The sequence below is a fragment of the Mycobacterium sp. THU-M104 genome, assembly GCF_049197365.1.
Classification (GTDB): domain Bacteria; phylum Actinomycetota; class Actinomycetes; order Mycobacteriales; family Mycobacteriaceae; genus Mycobacterium.
This window is the reverse complement of record NZ_JBMIOP010000124.1, coordinates 1-16327: the sequence shown is the minus strand read 5'-3', so window position 1 is coordinate 16327 and position 16327 is coordinate 1. Positions and strand designations below refer to the sequence as shown.

Below are 16327 nucleotides of genomic sequence, written 5' to 3'. Positions count from 1 at the left end.
GGCGTGCGATCAAACATCGGCCGGTTAGGCGGGCGCGCCCCGGCGGCGCAACCTTTGCCGGTAATCCACCCCGCCCCTGCCGGAGTGTGCTGCGATGAGGCAGGATGTGAAAGGCCGTCCCGGAGGAGTTCGCCCGGGATGGCGCTCTCATGCGAGGAGTCTGATGACGAAGCCGACGGATGGCGCCAACGGCACACCGGCGAGTCGAGCCACATATTCGAGGGTGCTGCTCAAGCTGGGCGGCGAGATGTTCGGCGGGGGCCAGGTCGGCCTGGACCCCGACGTGGTGGCCCGGGTGGCCAGTCAGATCGCCGAGGTGGTGCGCACCGGCGTCCAGGTGGCCGTGGTGATCGGCGGAGGGAATTTCTTCCGGGGGGCCCAACTGCAGCAGCGCGGCATGGAACGCACCAGGTCGGACTACATGGGGATGCTCGGCACGGTCATGAACAGCCTTGCGCTGCAGGATTTCCTGGAGAAGGAGGGCATCGTCACCCGGGTCCAGACCGCGATCACCATGGGCCAGGTGGCCGAGCCCTACCTCCCGTTGCGGGCCGTCCGTCACCTGGAGAAGGGCAGGGTGGTCATCTTCGGCGCCGGCATGGGTCTGCCGTACTTCTCCACCGACACCACGGCGGCCCAGCGGGCGCTGGAGATCGGCGCCGACGTCGTCCTGATGGCCAAGGCGGTCGACGGCGTGTTCACCGAGGACCCCCGGGTCAACCCCGAGGCGGAGATGCTGACCGTGATCTCCCATCGCGAGGTGATCGACCGCGGGCTGCGGGTGGCCGATGCCACCGCGTTCAGCCTGTGCATGGACAATGGCATGCCGATCCTGGTGTTCAACCTGCTGACCAATGGCAATATCGCCCGCGCGGTAGGCGGTGAGAAGATCGGAACGCTGGTCACCACCTGAGGGGACGACGTGATGATCCGCGCAGGCGACGATGCAGAGCGTGGCGATGAGGAGGAGCGGCGCAGATGATCGATGAGGCTCTTTTCGACGCGGAAGAGAAGATGGAGAAGGCCGTGGCGGTGGCCCGCGACGACTTGTCGACGATCCGGACAGGTCGCGCCAACCCGGGTATGTTCTCCCGGATCGCGATCGACTACTACGGCGCCAGCACCCCGATCACGCAGCTGGCCGGCATCAACGTCCCCGAGGCGCGGCTGGTCGTGATCAAGCCCTACGAAGCCGGTCAGCTCGGTGCGATCGAGACGGCGATCCGCAACTCCGATCTGGGCGTCAACCCCACCAACGACGGCACCCTCATCCGGGTGGCCGTGCCGCAGCTCACCGAGGAACGCCGGCGCGAGCTGGTAAAACAGGCCAAGCACAAGGGCGAGGACGCCAAGGTATCCGTGCGCAACATCCGTCGCAAGGCGATGGAGGAGTTGCACCGCATCCGCAAGGACGGCGAGGCGGGCGAAGACGAGGTCGGGCGAGCGGAAAAGGACCTGGACAAGGCGACCCAGCAGTACGTCACCCAGATCGATGAGCTGGTCAAGCACAAAGAAGGCGAGCTGCTGGAGGTCTGACGGCCGCTCAGCAACCAATCTCGTGGCAACCCCTGACGCCGGCAACGGACGCGCGCCCGAGGAGCCGGCGCCCGCAGGCGAGGCTCCCGCACTCGGGAACACCCGGCGACAAGTAGCCAGGAAGACGTCGCGGGCGGGCCGCGACCTGCCCGCCGCGATCGTGGTCGGCGGCACCATCGGCGCGGTCCTGGTGGCGACGCTGCTCTTTGCTCCGCGCTACTGGGTGGTGTACGTCGCCATCGCCATCTTCGTGGCCAGTCACGAAGTGGTGCGCCGACTGCGCGAAGCCGGGTACGTCGTACCCGCCGTCCCGTTGCTGGCCGGCGGCCAGCTCACCGTCTGGCTGACCTGGCCGTTCCATGCGGCCGGCGCGATGGCCGGTTTCGGTGTCACGGTGGTGGTCTGCATGATCTGGCGGCTTTTCATGCAGGACAACAGCAAACGGCCCGAGCCGTTCACGGGTTCGCCGTCGGCGAACTACCTGCGTGACGCGTCCGCCACCGTGTTCCTGGCCGCGTGGGTCCCGCTGTTCGCGTCGTTCGCCGCGCTGCTCGTTTACCCCGAAGACGGTGCAGGCCGGGTGTTCTGCCTGATGATCACCGTCGCCGCCGCCGATGTGAGCGCCTACGCCGTAGGGGTGCTGTTCGGCAAGCACCTGATGGTTCCCGCGATCAGCCCGAAGAAGTCGTGGGAGGGTTTCGCGGGTTCACTGGTCTTCGGGACCGCCGCGGCGACGCTGACCGCGACGTTCCTGGCCGACAAGCCGCCATGGATCGGGGTTCTGCTCGGCGTCGTGCTCGTGTCGACCTGCACGCTCGGCGACCTGGTGGAGTCACAGATCAAGCGCGATCTCGGTATCAAGGACATGGGCCGGCTGTTGCCCGGCCACGGCGGCCTGATGGACCGGCTCGACGGCATCCTGCCGTCGGCGGTCGCGGCCTGGACGGTGCTGACGTTGTTGTCGTAGTTGTCGTTGTTGTCGTAGTTGTCGTAGTTGTCGTAGTTGTCGGACCCACGCCCGTCGTGACCGATACTGGACAGGTTATGGTCCAACGACTGGTTTTCGACGAACCGCGCCCCGCCCGGCCGCCGCGGCACCTTGCCGACCTGGACGCGGCCGGCCGCGCATCGGTCGCGGCCGAGCTGGGCCTGCCGGCGTTTCGGGCCAAGCAGCTCGCACACCAGTACTACGGCCGGCTGATCGCCGATCCCCACCAGATGACAGACCTTCCCGTGGCTGTGCGTGAGCGGGTCGCCGAGGAGATGTTCCCGACGCTGATCACCGCGGCCGCCGAGGTCGCGTGCGATGCCGGCCAGACCCGCAAGACCCTGTGGCGGGCCACCGACGGCACGACCTTCGAATCGGTGCTGATGCGTTACCCGCAGCGCAACACGGTGTGCATCTCGTCGCAGGCCGGCTGCGGCATGGCCTGCCCGTTCTGCGCGACCGGTCAGGGTGGGTTGCGGCGCAACCTGTCGACCGCCGAGATCCTCGAACAGGTACGTGCCGGTGCCGCGGCGCTGCGCGACGACTCCGACCGGGCCGGCCAGCGGCTGTCCAACGTGGTGTTCATGGGCATGGGGGAGCCGCTGGCCAACTACGCCCGGGTGCTGGCCGCGGTGCAGCGCATCACCGCCCCGCCGCCGAACGGCTTCGGCATCTCCGCCCGTGCGGTGACGGTGTCCACGGTGGGCCTGGTGCCTGCGATCCGCACACTCGCCGACGAGCGGCTCGGAGTGACGCTGGCGTTGTCGCTGCACGCGCCCGACGACCAACTGCGCGACACACTGGTGCCGGTCAACACGCGGTGGAAGGTCGGTGAGGCTCTGGCCGCGGCCCGCGACTACGCCGATACGACCGGTCGCCGGGTGTCGGTGGAATACGCGCTGATCCGCGACGTCAACGACCAGGCGTGGCGGGCCGACCTGCTGGGAAAGCGGCTGCATCGCGCGCTCGGGCCCCTGGTGCATGTGAACCTGATCCCGCTCAACCCGACCCCGGGCAGCGCGTGGGACGCCAGCCCGAAGCCGGTGGAGCGGGAGTTCGTCCGGCGGGTGCGGGCCCAGGGGGTGTCGTGCACCGTGCGCGACACCCGCGGCCGCGAGATCGGTGCCGCCTGCGGACAGCTGGCCTTCGAGAAGAAGTAGCCGGCGGGTAGCTACCGGAGCCAGCCGCGGCGGCGGCCCCACAGGTCGCGCACCAGCACGAACAGGATCACCACGGCGAAACCGACCAGCCAGATGTCCTCGACGCGGCCGACGTGATTGCCGCGCAGCATCGCCAGCAGGAAGATGACGGCGACCACGCCGACGAAATGCCACGTGCGGAGGTTGATCCTGCTCCAGCCCCACGCCGCCGACGGCACCTCGGCAGTGTCGACGGCGGTGTCGACGGCGGCGGAGCGTTCCAGCTCGGTACTGGCCACGGCGAGTCCCTCTCGGATCGGATCGGCTTCTTGGAGGTGATTCTGGCATACCCGCTGCGCGGCCCCGAGAGTTCGGTCGCGGCCGGGCAGGTCGTGGACCCTGTCGCCGGCGGACGGCACAATGAGTGGGTGACCACCCCGAGGACCACCCCGATGGCCGACCCGACCCGATGACCGACGGGCACACCGAGGACCGCCTGCGGGTGCTGGTGCTGGGCAGCACCGGCTCGATCGGCACCCAGGCACTCGAGGTCATCGCCGCCAACCCGGACCGTTTCGAGCTGGCCGGGCTGGCCGCCGGGGGCGCGAACCCCGCCATCCTGGAACGGCAGCGCACCGAGACCGGGGTCACCAATGTCGCCGTCGCCGACGAGCGGGTGGCCGAGCACGTCGGGGGCGTCCGGTTCCGTGGCCCGGACGCGGTGACCCGGCTGGTGCGGGAAACCGAGGCCGACGTCGTCCTCAACGCGCTGGTGGGTGCGCTGGGCCTGCGCCCGACGCTGGCTGCGCTGGAGTCGGGGGCCCGGCTGGCGCTGGCCAACAAGGAGTCGCTGGTCGCCGGGGGCCCGCTGGTGTTGCGCGCGGCGCGACCCGGCCAGATCGTGCCCGTCGATTCCGAGCATTCGGCGCTGGCCCAGTGCCTGCGCGGCGGTTCCCCCGGCGAGGTGGCCAATCTGGTGCTGACCGCCTCCGGCGGACCGTTCCGCGGCTGGAGCGCCGCCGACCTGCGGGGCGTCACCCCCGCGCAGGCGGGCGCGCACCCGACCTGGTCGATGGGCCCGATGAACACGCTGAACTCGGCGTCACTGGTTAACAAAGGCCTCGAACTCATCGAGACCCACCTGCTGTTCGGCATCCCCTACGACCGCATCGAGGTGGTCGTGCACCCGCAGTCGATCGTTCATTCGATGGTCACCTTCGTCGACGGCTCGACGATCGCGCAGGCCAGCCCGCCGGATATGAAGCTGCCCATAGCGCTGGCGCTGAGCTGGCCGCACCGGGTGCCCGGGGCGGCCGCCTCCTGCGACTTCAGCACCGCTTCCACCTGGGACTTCGAGCCGCTGGACGGCGACGTCTTCCCTGCGGTCGACCTCGCCCGGCACGCCGGGGAGGCCGGCGGGTGCATGACCGCGGTCTACAACGCCGCCAACGAAGAGGCGGCGGAGGCGTTCCTGGCCGGCCGGATCGGCTTTCCGAGCATCGTCACAACGATCGCCGATGTGCTGCACGCCGCCGACCAATGGGCCCCCAAATTCAGCGAAGTACCCGCTAACGTGGAGGAGGTACTGGACGCGCAGCGCTGGGCGCGCGAGCGGGCCCAGCGCGTCCTCGCCGCAGCGGCGACCGCAACCGGCGCCCCTGGCAAAGTCTCGGGAATGGCTTGAGAAAGGTCTGGCAGCGAAGATGATGTTCGTTATCGGCATTGTGCTGTTCGCGCTCGCCATTCTGGTGTCGGTGGCCCTGCACGAGTGCGGTCACATGTGGGCGGCCCGTGCCACAGGCATGAAGGTGCGCCGCTACTTCGTCGGCTTCGGGCCGACGCTGTGGTCGACGCGGCGAGGGGAGACCGAGTACGGCCTCAAGGGTGTTCCGCTGGGCGGGTTCTGCGACATCGCCGGCATGACACCGGTCGAAGATCTGGCACCCGACGAGGCCGAGCGGGCGATGTACAAGCAGGCGACCTGGAAGCGCGTCGCGGTGCTGTTCGCGGGCCCCGGCATGAACTTCGTCATCTGCCTGGTGCTGATCTACGGCATCGCACTGGTCTGGGGGCTGCCGAACCTGCACCCGCCCACCAAGGCTGTGATCGGCGAGACGGCGTGTGTCGCGCCGGAAGTGGCGCCGGGCAAGCTCGGGGACTGCAGCGGTTCGGGACCGGCCGCGCGCGCCGGGATCCGCCCCGGCGACGTCGTGGTCAAGGTCGGCGACACCCCGGTGTCCAGCTTCGAGGAGATGGCCGTGGCGGTCCGCAAGCTGCATGGCTCCGTCCCGGTCGTCGTGGAGCGCGACGGCTCCACCCTCACCACGTACGTCGACATCCAGCCCACGCAGCGCTTCGTCTCCGGCGGGGCCAAGGAACAAGGAAGCAGGCCCGAGGCCGCGACGGTGGGCGCCATCGGCGTCGGCGCCGTCCGGGTCGCGCCCACGCATTACGGCGTGTTCTCGGCGATACCGGCGACGGTCGCCTTCACCGGTGAACTCACTGCGGAGGTGGGCAAGGCGCTGGTGGCGATCCCGACCAAGGTCGGCGCTCTGGTGCACGCCATCGGTGGCGGGCAGCGTGATCCGCAGACGCCGATGAGCGTGGTGGGTGCCAGCATCATCGGCGGCGACACCGTCGACCACGGCCTGTGGGTGGCGTTCTGGTTCTTCCTGGCCCAGCTGAACCTGATTCTGGGCGCGATCAATCTGGTGCCGTTGCTGCCTTTCGACGGCGGTCACATCGGTATCGCGGTGTTCGAGAAGATCCGCAACATGATCCGGTCCGCCCGCGGCCTGGTCGCCGCCGCTCCGGTGAACTACCTCACATTGATGCCGGCGACGTACGTGGTCCTGGTGTTCGTGGTGGGGTACATGCTGCTGACCGTGACAGCCGATCTGGTCAACCCGATCAGGCTTTTCCAGTGACCAACCGAAGGAATCGATCGCAGTGACCGTTGGCCTGGGCATGCCGGACGCTCCGGTGCCTACGCTCGTCCCCCGCCGCACAACGCGCCAGCTGATGGTCCGCGACGTCGGGGTCGGCAGCGACTATCCGATCTCGGTGCAATCGATGTGCACCACCAAGACCCATGACGTCAACGCGACGTTGCAGCAGATCGCCGAGCTGACCGCCGCCGGCTGCGACATCGTCCGGGTGGCTTGCCCGCGTCAGGAAGACGCCGATGCGCTGGCCCAGATCGCCCGACACAGCCAGATTCCGGTGATCGCCGACATCCACTTCCAGCCGAAGTACATCTTCGCGGCCATCGACGCCGGCTGCGCGGCGGTGCGGGTGAATCCGGGCAACATCAAGGAGTTCGACGGACGGGTCGGCGAGGTCGCCAAAGCCGCCGCGGCGGCCGGCATCCCCATCCGCATCGGGGTCAACGCCGGCTCGCTGGACAAGCGATTCCTGCAGAAGTACGGCAAGGCCACCCCCGAAGCGCTCGTGGAGTCGGCGCTGTGGGAGGCCTCGCTGTTCGAGGAACAGGGTTTCTCACAACTCAAAATCAGCGTCAAACACAACGACCCGGTGGTGATGGTCGCCGCCTACGAAATGTTGGCGGCGAAGTGCGACTACCCGCTGCACCTCGGGGTCACCGAGGCCGGCCCGGCCTTCCAGGGGACCATCAAGTCCGCGGTCGCATTCGGCGCGCTGCTCTCGCGCGGCATCGGCGACACCATCCGCGTGTCGCTGTCGGCGCCGCCCGTCGAAGAGGTCAAGGTCGGCACCCAGATCCTCGAGTCGCTGAACCTGCGGCCGCGTTCGTTGGAGATCGTGTCCTGCCCGTCGTGCGGTCGCGCGCAGGTCGACGTGTACACCCTGGCCAACGAGGTGAGCGCCGGCCTGGAGGGTCTCGACGTGCCGCTGCGGGTCGCCGTCATGGGTTGCGTAGTCAACGGCCCGGGGGAGGCCCGCGAGGCCGACCTGGGCGTGGCGTCGGGAAATGGCAAGGGCCAGATCTTCGTTCGGGGCGAGGTGATCAAGACCGTGCCCGAATCCCAGATCGTCGAGACCCTGATCGAGGAGGCCATGCGGCTCGCCTCCGAAATGGACTCCGCGGTGCCCGCCGAAACGGGTGACGCATCGGTCGACGGGTCGCAAACAACCGCGGGCGGTTCGCCGGTTGTGACCGTAAGCTGATAGGCGCCGGTGTGCTCGCATCGGTCCTCGGCACCCACCACAGGGAGTTCGCCCCGATGTCGGCTCCGCCCATCTTCCGCCTTGTCGGCGAGCGCTGGGTGTCTGTGGTGCGTGATGCCGCCGCGGTGCGGCGCGTTTTCGACGAAGACCCGGTGGGGTCGTGCATGGTCGCTGCACGCGTCGCCGATCATGGCGTCGACCCCAACGCGATCGGCGGGGAGCTGTGGACCCGCCGCGGCCCGCAGGAGTCGCTGTGCTTTGCCGGCGCCAACCTGATCCCGCTGCGTGGCGCACCGGCCGACCTCAACGCGTTCGCGGACGAGGCGATGAGCGGGACGCGGCGCTGCTCGTCGTTGGTGGGCAGGGCCGGCCTCGTGCTGCCGATGTGGGAGCGGCTCGCGGCGGCGTGGGGCCCCGCGCGCGACGTGCGCGAGCAGCAGCCGCTGATGGCACTGTCCGCGCACCCGAACTGCGACATCGACGCCGGGGTGCGCCAGGTCCGGCCGGACGAGTTGGACGCCTACCTGGTGGCCGCCGTCGACATGTTCATCGGCGAGGTCGGGGTCGACCCGCGCCTCGGCGACGGCGGTCGCGGCTACCGGCGCCGGGTGGCCAGCCTGATCGCGGCCGGGCGGGCCTGGGCGCGCTTCGAGGACGGTCAGGTCGTGTTCAAGGCGGAGGTCGGGTCGCAGTCCCCGGCCGTGGGCCAGATCCAGGGTGTCTGGGTGCACCCGGAGTGGCGCGGCCGGGGCCTGGGTACGGGCGGCACCGCCACGGTGGCGGCGGTGATCGTCGGCGCCGGGCGGATCGCCAGCTTGTACGTCAATGACTTCAACACGGTGGCACGCGCGGCATATGCGCGCGTCGGCTTCACCGAAGTCGGCACTTTCGCGACGGTACTGCTGGACTGACGCCACTCGCGCTCCGGGAATACCGGACATGCACATCCCGGACATAACAGTTGCGTCTCGGTGTGTCGACGCGTTCCAACACGCCACAGTTCTTAACATCAGCAACGATGGCAACTCAAACAACATTAGTCTCGTCTGTCACAAGCCTGGTCATCATCGGGGTGATCGGGCTGTCCGGATGCACCCCGCGGCCTGACGGACCCGGCCCGGCGGCCCAGAGGTTCTTCGCCGCCCTGGGTGTCGGGGACACCGCCACCGCCGCCCAGCTCAGCGACAGCCCCGACGACGCCCGCGAGGCGCTCAACGCGGCCTGGTCGGGACTGCAGGCCACTCATCTGGACGCGCAGGTCCTGAGCGCCAAATACGTCGAGGACACCGGCAAGGTGGACTATCGCTTCGCCTGGCACCTGCCCAAGAACCGGATCTGGACGTACGACGGCGAGCTGAAGATGGCCCGCTACGAGGGGCGTTGGAGGGTGCGCTGGGCCAGCACCGGGCTACACCCCAAGCTCGGCGAGCACCAGACGTTCGCGCTGCGGGCCGACCGGCCGCCGCGGGCCTCGGTCAACGAACTCGGCGGCACCGATGTGTTGGTGCCGGGCTACCTGTACCACTACACGCTGGACGCCGCGCAGGCCGGCTCGGGGTTGGCACTGAGCTCGACGGCGCACGCGGCGGTGGACGTGCTGCATCCGTTCAACGACACGCTCGACGATCCCCAGCTGCTCGCCGAGCAGGCCAGTTCGTCGACGCAGCCGGTGGACCTGGTCACCCTGCATCCCGACGACAACGACAAGGTATTCCCGCTGATCGGCCGACTGCCCGGCATCGTGATCACACCCCAGCCCGCGATGCTGCCCACCGACCCGCATTTCGCGTCGACGGTCGTGGCCGAGGTGAAGAAGGCGGTCATCGACCAACTCGACGGCCAGCCGGGCTGGCGGGTGGTCGCCGTCAACCAGAACGGCGTCGAAGTCGAAGTGCTGCACGAGGTTCAGGGAGCCCCGGCGCCGTCGGTCTCGCTCACCCTGGACCGGGTGGTGCAGAATGCCGCCCAGCACGCCGTCGACACTCGCGGTGGCAAGGCGATGATGGTGGTGATCAAGCCGTCGACGGGCGAGATCCTGGCGATCGCGCAGAACGTCGGGGCCGACGCCGACGGCCCGCTCGCCACCACCGGCCTGTTCCCACCCGGGTCGACGTTCAAGATGGTGACCGCCGGGGCCGCCGTCGAGCGCGACATGGCCACGCCCAACACGATGATGGGCTGCCCGGGCAGCATCGACATCGGACACCGCAGCATCCCCAACTACGGCGGCTTCGACCTGGGCGTGGTGCCGATGTCGCGCGCCTTCGCCAGTTCCTGCAACACCACGTTCGCCGAGCTGAGCAGCAAGATGCCGCCGCGCGGGCTGACCCAGGCGGCCAGCCGCTACGGCATCGGGTTGGACTACCAGGTCGAGGGCATCACCACGGTGACCGGGTCGGTGCCGCCGACGGTGGACCTGGCCGAGCGCACCGAGGACGGCTTCGGCCAGGGCAGGGTGCTGGCCAGCCCGTTCGGCATGGCCCTAGCGGCTGCCACGGTCGCGGCCGGCAGGACCCCGGTGCCGCAGCTGATCGCCGGGCGGCCGACGACGGTGCAGGGCCCAGAAGTCCCAGTCACGCCGATCAGCCCCAAGATGGTCGAGGCCCTGCGACCCATGATGCGGCTGGTGGTGACCAACGGGACCGCCAAGGAGATCTCCGGTTGCGGGGCGGTGTTCGGGAAGACCGGCGAGGCCGAATTCCCGGGCGGATCGCACTCGTGGTTCGCCGGATACCGCGGCGACCTCGCGTTCGCGGCCCTGATCGTCGGGGGTGGCAGCTCGGAATATGCGGTCCGGATGACCAAGGTGATGTTCGATTCGCTGCCCCCGGATTTCTTGGCCTGAGGCCCGGCCGCGCCCACAGCGGTAGATCGCCCAGGGTGCGTGGAACTGCGAGGCTGGGCGGGCTCGCTGAAGCGCCACGGCGAATGGATGGTGCCCACCCGCCTGGCGCTGGTCCGCCGGCTGGGCTCGGTGGGACTCGACCTGACCAGGGCGCGCTTCGCGGGACCGGTGGTGGTGATCGAGATGGACATGAGGTTCGGCTCCGTGGAGATCCGGTTGCCCGGCGCCGCCAGCGCCTCGCTGGACGACGTCGAGGTCTACGGCGGCAGCGCCAGTGACCGCCGCAAAGACGCACCTGGCGAGGGCAGGCCGCATGTGGTGCTGACGGGACGGGTGGTGTGCGGAAGGGTGACGATCCGGGGACCGCGCCGGTCGTTGCTGCGCAGGCACCGAGGGTGAATCGCCGGCGGCGGACGACGGCGTGTCGCCGCCCGGTGTTCACAGTCGACGCCACCGTTTCACACTCGAGGCCGGGCCGGCCGCATGGGGGCGATTAAGCTGGCCGTATGCCTGCACGCACCGTGCTTTCCCCCGGAGTGTTGTCCCCGATGCGACCGGTGCCCGCCCGCATCCCGCGCCCGGAATACGTCGGCAAGCCGACCGCCCGGGAGGGAACCGAGTCGTGGGAGCAGACACCGGAGGTTATCGAGAAGATGCGCGTCGCCGGCCGGATCGCGGCCGGCGCGCTGGCCGAGGCGGGCAAGGCGGTCGCGCCGAGGGTCAGCACCGACGAACTGGACCGGATCGCCCACGAGTACATGGTCGACCACGACGCCTACCCGTCGACGCTGGGCTACAAGGGATACCCCAAGTCGTGCTGCACGTCGCTCAACGAGGTCATCTGCCACGGCATTCCCGATTCGACGGTGATCGCCGACGGCGACATCGTCAACATCGACGTCACCGCCTACCTCGACGGGGTACACGGCGACACCAACGCGACCTTCCTGGCCGGCGACGTCTCGGAGGAACACCGACTGCTGGTGGAGCGCACCCACGAGGCCACGATGCGGGCGATCAACGCCGTCAAACCGGGGCGTTCGCTGTCAGTCGTCGGCCGGGTCATCGAGTCGTATGCAAACCGGTTCGGCTACCAGGTCGTTCGCGATTTCACCGGGCACGGTATCGGCACCACGTTCCACAACGGGCTGGTGGTGCTGCACTACGATCAGCCTTCGGTGGCGACGATCATGCAGCCGGGCATGACGTTCACCATCGAACCGATGATCAATCTCGGCGGGTTGGACTACGAGATCTGGGACGACGGCTGGACGGTGGTCACCAAGGACCGCAAGTGGACCGCGCAGTTCGAGCACACGCTGCTCGTCACCGACACCGGCGTCGAGATTCTCACGCTCCCGTGAGCCGCCCGGCCTTCGCCGCGCGCAGGTGACCGGCGCTCTGCTGGTTGCCGGGACCAGTTCCGACGTCGGCAAATCGGTGGTGGTGGCGGGCTTGTGCCGACTGCTGGCACGCCGCGGGGTCCGCGTCGCGCCGTTCAAGGCGCAGAACATGTCCAACAACTCGGCGGTCACCGTCGAGGGCGGCGAGATCGGTCGCGCCCAGGCGATTCAGGCGCGGGCGGCGGGCCTGGAGCCCAGCGTCCGCTTCAACCCGATCCTGCTCAAACCCGGTGGTGACCGGACCTCGCAGCTGGTCATCCGGGGGCGGGTCGACGGGTCGGTCGCCGCGGCCGACTACATGCGACATCGCGACCGGCTCTTTGGCATCGTCTTCGACGAACTGTCGGGTCTGCGCGAGGAATTCGACGCGGTGATCTGTGAAGGAGCGGGCTCGCCCGCCGAGATCAACCTCCGTGAAACGGATTTGGCCAACATGGGCCTGGCCAGGGCTGCTGATCTGCCGGTGCTGCTGGTCGGGGACATCGACCGCGGCGGCGTGCTTGCGCACCTGTTCGGCACGCTCGCCGTGCTCGAGCCCGACGACCAGGCGTTGGTCGCCGGTTTCGTCGTCAACAAGTTCCGCGGTGACCCCGCTCTGCTGGAACCGGGTCTGCGGCAGCTGCACGCCATGACCGGGCGCCCCACCTACGGCGTGCTGCCCTACGCCGAGGAGCTCTGGCTGGACGCCGAGGACTCGCTGTCGGTCCTCGCCCAACGCGTCCTGGGCAGGCCCGCACCACCGTGCGGCCACGAGTGGTTGCGGGTGGCCGCGATTCGGCTGCCCCGCATCTCCAACTCCACCGACCTCGAGGCGCTGGCGTGCGAGCCGGGCGTGCTGGTGCGCTGGGTGAGCGACCCCGGCGACCTGGCCGTCGCCGATCTGATCGTGCTGCCGGGCAGCAAGGCCACCGTCGCCGACCTCTCCTGGCTGCGGGACCGCGGACTGGCCGACGCCATCGCCGGTCACGCCCGCGCCGGCAAGCCGGTCCTCGGGATCTGCGGCGGATTCCAGATGCTGTGCCGACGCATCGCGGACCCGGTGGAATCCGGGGCGGGGGAGGTCGCCGGACTGGGGTTGCTGGACGCCGACATCTCCTTTGCCGCGGCCAAGGTCCTGCGGCGCTGGGTACAACCGCTCACCGGCTACGAGATCCATCACGGGCGCCTGTCCCGGTGCGCCGAAAAAAGCTGGTTCGACGTCGAGTCCGAACCGCAGGGCATCGAGCGCGCCGCCGTTTTCGGCACGCACTGGCACGGTCTGTTCGACAACGACGAGTTCCGCCGCGCGTGGCTGACCCGTGTCGCCGATGCGGCTGGTCGCCGCGGATTCGTCGTCGGAGACGTCGATGTCGCCGCCCGGCGCGACACCCAGCTCGACGCCGTCGCCGGGTTGCTGGCGTCGCATCTGGACCTCGACGCCGTCCTCGGACTGCTCGAGTCGCCGCCGCCGCGACGGCCCCACATCGCCACCGGGTTGCGGATCTGAAATGGGGGGCGGAGGGGGAAAAACCTCGCGACCGCCTGCCGGTCGGCGGTAGCGTGCGTGAGTGACCTCGATGATGACCACCCTCGACGGATTCCCTGTCCCCGTGGGGATCACCGGTCCGGAGAAGGGCGTGGTCGTGGTCGTCGTGAGCGACGTGCAGCAGCCGCCGGCGTCCTACGACGCGGTGTGTGCGCGGCTGCACACGGCCTCGCTGCGCACGGTCGTCATCGGCTTCCACCCGCGGCTGACGCCCAAATCGGTGCTCGGCATCCTCGACGCGGTGGGTATCGGCTGGGCCGCGGTGGTCGGTGACCGCGCCGGGGGAGAGCTTGCTTGGGAGCTGGCGGCAACCAGGGCGGGCCGGTTCGTGGGCCTGGTGGCGATCGACCGGGGGCATCCGCGGGTCGCCGACGTCCGCGGCGTGGTGCGCGACGATCATTGCCCGCCGGTGGAAATCGGGACCACCGTGCTGGTCAGCACGCCGGCCGCCCGCGCGGTGGCGCACGACAGCCAGCGGTTCGTCTATTCCGATTACCGCGTCGTGGACCTTGCCCGACTCACAGCGCAGGAGTCGACCGCTGCGCTGGCCACCGAGATCGTGCTGCGCACCAGCACCTGGTAGTACCGGACCACCTGGTAACGCCGGTTGTGTCACTGCTGCAAGCGATGTGCCGACGGCAGCCGCGCGGCGCGGCTCGTCGGCGGTGACCGAGGAGAAGATGCGTGGTAGACAACGTCGCTGCGTCCGGCCCGGTCGTCGGGCTGACCACCTACCTGGATCGGGCACGCACGGGCGTCTGGGATGTGGCCGCGGGTTTCCTGCCCGCCAACTATTTCCGGGGCGTCGCCATGGCCGGCGGTGTCGCGGTGCTGCTGCCGCCGCAGCCGGTGGGCCCCGGCGTCGCCGAACGGGTGCTCGGGGGTCTCGACGCTCTGGTGATCACCGGGGGCAATGACATCGATCCCGCGTCCTACGGTGCGTCTGCCCACCCGGACACCGACGTGCCGGTACCCGTGCGCGATGCCTGGGAGTTCGCGTTGCTGCGGGCCGCGCTGCGGCGCGGGCTGCCGGTGCTCGGCATCTGCCGGGGCGCGCAGGTTCTCAACGTGGCTTTCGGTGGGACGCTGCATCAGCACTTGCCCGACGTCCTCGGCCACCACGGGCACCGGGCCGGCAACGGGGTGTTCACCTCGCTGGTGGTGCGCACGGTGCCCGGTACGCGGCTGGGGGGTCTGCTCGGTGAATCAGCTGAGGTGCGCTGTTACCACCATCAGGCCGTCGCGACCGTCGGTGTGGGACTGAAGGTCAGTGCGTGGGACTGCGACGGGGTGGTCGAAGCGCTGGAGGTGCCGGGCGAGCATTTTGTGCTGGCCGTGCAGTGGCATCCGGAGGAGTGCCTGGAGGACCTGAGATTGTTCTCGGCGCTCGTTGAGGCGGCTCGCGCATACGCGCAGCGCCGGTGACGGCGGGTGCGCCGGGTTCAGCTCGGCCTGCGCCGTGACGGTTGCCCCGGCGGATCGTTCTCGGTGACCAGGCGGATCGGCTCGCCGGCGCGGCCCTGGCGCAGCGGTTGGGAGGGGCCACGGGTTGTCGCCTCGGGCTCGGTCCAGGCGCGCGGCACCGTCAAAAACCCGACCGAGGCGCCGTGACCGATTCGCGCGGCGACCGTCGTGCCGGCGGTGTCGCCCGGAGTCGGAATCAGCCGTCGCAACGCCGCCGCCTTGTTGAGGGAGTTGAGGTTTCTGATCGCGACATCCAACGGCGCCGACAGCGAGCTCAGCTTGGACAGGGACGCCGTCACCGGCAGCAGGGACGCGTCCAGACTGCTCAGCGGTGAGCGGGACAGCCCGGCCAATCCCTCGGGGATCGCCGACATCACCTGGCCGCCGGACGCGATGACCTCCGGTGCGGCTTTGAGGCGCCATGCGCGGGACGCCGTCGACGGCCCGCGGGGATGAGCCGGCGGCGGGACGAAGGGCGTCAACGCCGCCGCATCCGCCGACGCGGCGGCGTAGGCGTACATGGTGGCGGCGTTCTGGGCCCACATCTGGTCGTACTCGGCCTCGGTGTCCGCGATCTCCGCGCTGCTGTTGCCCAGGGAATTCATGGCGGCCAACGACGCGCGCCGCGTACGGTTGGCCTCGACGGTCGGTGGGGGCACCGTCGCCGTGAACGCCGCCTCGTAGGCGCTCGCCGCTGCCTCGGCTCCATGGGCCGTCTGCCGGGCCTGCTCGGCGAGGGCCTGCAGCCATTGGCGGTGGTGAGCCAGGTCCCGGGCCGTCGCCGCCGGGCCGTGGCAGCACCGCCTGAGTTGCCCGATCGCCGTGGCGTATCCCGCCGCCGCCTGGTCCAGGGTGCCGGCCAGCGTGTCCCACGTGGCGGCGGCGATCGTCAGCAAGTCCGAACCGGGGCCCGAATACAGGTGCGCGGAGTTGAACTCCGGAGGTCGCCTTCCGAAGTCCATGGCTATCTCGCTCGACGGAGGGATCGGGCGGTGTCAAGGGTGCACGAGAACATGAATTTCCCTCTGAGACTGGGTTGCACTGAGACTGGGTTGCATACGGGCGTGCCGGTGCCGGGAGAGTTATCCGGATATGTCGTCGGAAGCTCGACCGGCGCGAATCGCGGTGATCGTCAACAGCGGTGATCGTCAACGGCGGTGATCGTCAACGGCGGTGATCGTCAACGGCTAGGGCGTGTCTCCCAATTTTTCGACTGTTGACCAGCCAGGATTGGCTGGTGACGCGGATTGGTGTGATTTCTGACGAGTTCTGGGCGGTGGT

At 69.4% G+C, this 16327-nt stretch carries 15 protein-coding genes and 1 pseudogene; 14 read left to right on the top strand and 2 right to left on the bottom strand.

Annotated elements, in window-relative coordinates:
* Positions 1 to 163: 163 nt before the first annotated feature.
* From pyrH to rlmN, 4 genes are all read left to right on the top strand, one after another.
* Entirely contained in the window at positions 164 to 913 is a 750-nt protein-coding gene (gene pyrH / locus ACOJVU_RS10800; RefSeq protein WP_421529777.1) for a UMP kinase, read from the top strand.
* 65 nt (positions 914 to 978) lie between these two features.
* Positions 979 to 1536 carry a ribosome recycling factor gene (frr, locus tag ACOJVU_RS10795; protein ID WP_421529776.1) on the top strand — a complete coding sequence of 186 codons (558 nt, stop codon included), beginning with the start codon at positions 979 to 981 and terminating at the stop codon, positions 1534 to 1536.
* A 22-nt stretch (positions 1537 to 1558) separates the two neighbouring features.
* Positions 1559 to 2503: a phosphatidate cytidylyltransferase gene (locus ACOJVU_RS10790; protein WP_421529775.1), complete on the top strand. Its 945-nt coding sequence runs from the start codon at positions 1559 to 1561 to the stop codon at positions 2501 to 2503.
* Between the two features lie 77 nt (positions 2504 to 2580).
* Positions 2581 to 3684, top strand: a complete 1104-nt coding sequence (gene rlmN, locus ACOJVU_RS10785; protein ID WP_421529774.1) for a 23S rRNA (adenine(2503)-C(2))-methyltransferase RlmN — start codon at positions 2581 to 2583, stop codon at positions 3682 to 3684.
* A gap of 11 nt (positions 3685 to 3695) precedes the next feature.
* On the opposite strand, the gene ACOJVU_RS10780 is transcribed toward rlmN, so the two are convergent.
* On the bottom strand, positions 3696 to 3962 hold the full coding sequence (locus ACOJVU_RS10780) for a DUF2631 domain-containing protein (RefSeq protein WP_421529773.1): 267 nt from the start codon (positions 3960 to 3962) through the stop codon (positions 3696 to 3698).
* A 170-nt stretch (positions 3963 to 4132) separates the two neighbouring features.
* On the opposite strand from ACOJVU_RS10780, the gene dxr reads away from it, so the two are divergent.
* From dxr to ACOJVU_RS10730, 10 genes and pseudogenes are all read left to right on the top strand, one after another.
* Positions 4133 to 5347 (top strand): 1-deoxy-D-xylulose-5-phosphate reductoisomerase, encoded by a 1215-nt coding sequence (dxr, locus tag ACOJVU_RS10775; protein WP_421529801.1) that lies wholly within the window; start codon positions 4133 to 4135, stop codon positions 5345 to 5347.
* Between the two features lie 19 nt (positions 5348 to 5366).
* Positions 5367 to 6590 carry a M50 family metallopeptidase gene (locus ACOJVU_RS10770; RefSeq protein WP_421529772.1) on the top strand — a complete coding sequence of 408 codons (1224 nt, stop codon included), beginning with the start codon at positions 5367 to 5369 and terminating at the stop codon, positions 6588 to 6590.
* A gap of 22 nt (positions 6591 to 6612) precedes the next feature.
* The gene (gene ispG / locus ACOJVU_RS10765) at positions 6613 to 7809 is read left to right on the top strand and encodes a flavodoxin-dependent (E)-4-hydroxy-3-methylbut-2-enyl-diphosphate synthase (RefSeq protein ID WP_421529771.1); all 1197 of its coding nucleotides are present in this window, start codon (positions 6613 to 6615) and stop codon (positions 7807 to 7809) included.
* Between the two features lie 56 nt (positions 7810 to 7865).
* Positions 7866 to 8720 carry a GNAT family N-acetyltransferase gene (locus ACOJVU_RS10760; RefSeq protein WP_421529800.1) on the top strand — a complete coding sequence of 285 codons (855 nt, stop codon included), beginning with the start codon at positions 7866 to 7868 and terminating at the stop codon, positions 8718 to 8720.
* Positions 8721 to 8827: 107 nt separating this feature from the next.
* Positions 8828 to 10654, top strand: coding sequence for a penicillin-binding transpeptidase domain-containing protein (locus tag ACOJVU_RS10755; protein WP_421529770.1), 1827 nt, complete (start codon positions 8828 to 8830; stop codon positions 10652 to 10654).
* 18 nt (positions 10655 to 10672) lie between these two features.
* Positions 10673 to 11053: pseudogene (locus tag ACOJVU_RS10750) on the top strand (hypothetical protein); the annotation flags it as partial.
* A gap of 107 nt (positions 11054 to 11160) precedes the next feature.
* Complete coding sequence (gene map, locus ACOJVU_RS10745; protein ID WP_421529769.1) at positions 11161 to 12018, top strand: type I methionyl aminopeptidase; 858 nt, start codon at positions 11161 to 11163, stop codon at positions 12016 to 12018.
* 25 nt (positions 12019 to 12043) lie between these two features.
* On the top strand, positions 12044 to 13543 hold the full coding sequence (locus ACOJVU_RS10740; protein ID WP_421529768.1) for a cobyric acid synthase: 1500 nt from the start codon (positions 12044 to 12046) through the stop codon (positions 13541 to 13543).
* Between the two features lie 70 nt (positions 13544 to 13613).
* Complete coding sequence (locus ACOJVU_RS10735) at positions 13614 to 14165, top strand: alpha/beta hydrolase (RefSeq protein ID WP_421529799.1); 552 nt, start codon at positions 13614 to 13616, stop codon at positions 14163 to 14165.
* Between the two features lie 101 nt (positions 14166 to 14266).
* Complete coding sequence (locus ACOJVU_RS10730; RefSeq protein ID WP_421529767.1) at positions 14267 to 15007, top strand: gamma-glutamyl-gamma-aminobutyrate hydrolase family protein; 741 nt, start codon at positions 14267 to 14269, stop codon at positions 15005 to 15007.
* 17 nt (positions 15008 to 15024) lie between these two features.
* Here ACOJVU_RS10730 and ACOJVU_RS10725 read toward each other — a convergent pair whose 3' ends face one another.
* Positions 15025 to 16008 (bottom strand): PPE family protein, encoded by a 984-nt coding sequence (locus tag ACOJVU_RS10725; protein WP_421529766.1) that lies wholly within the window; start codon positions 16006 to 16008, stop codon positions 15025 to 15027.
* Positions 16009 to 16327: the final 319 nt, after the last annotated feature.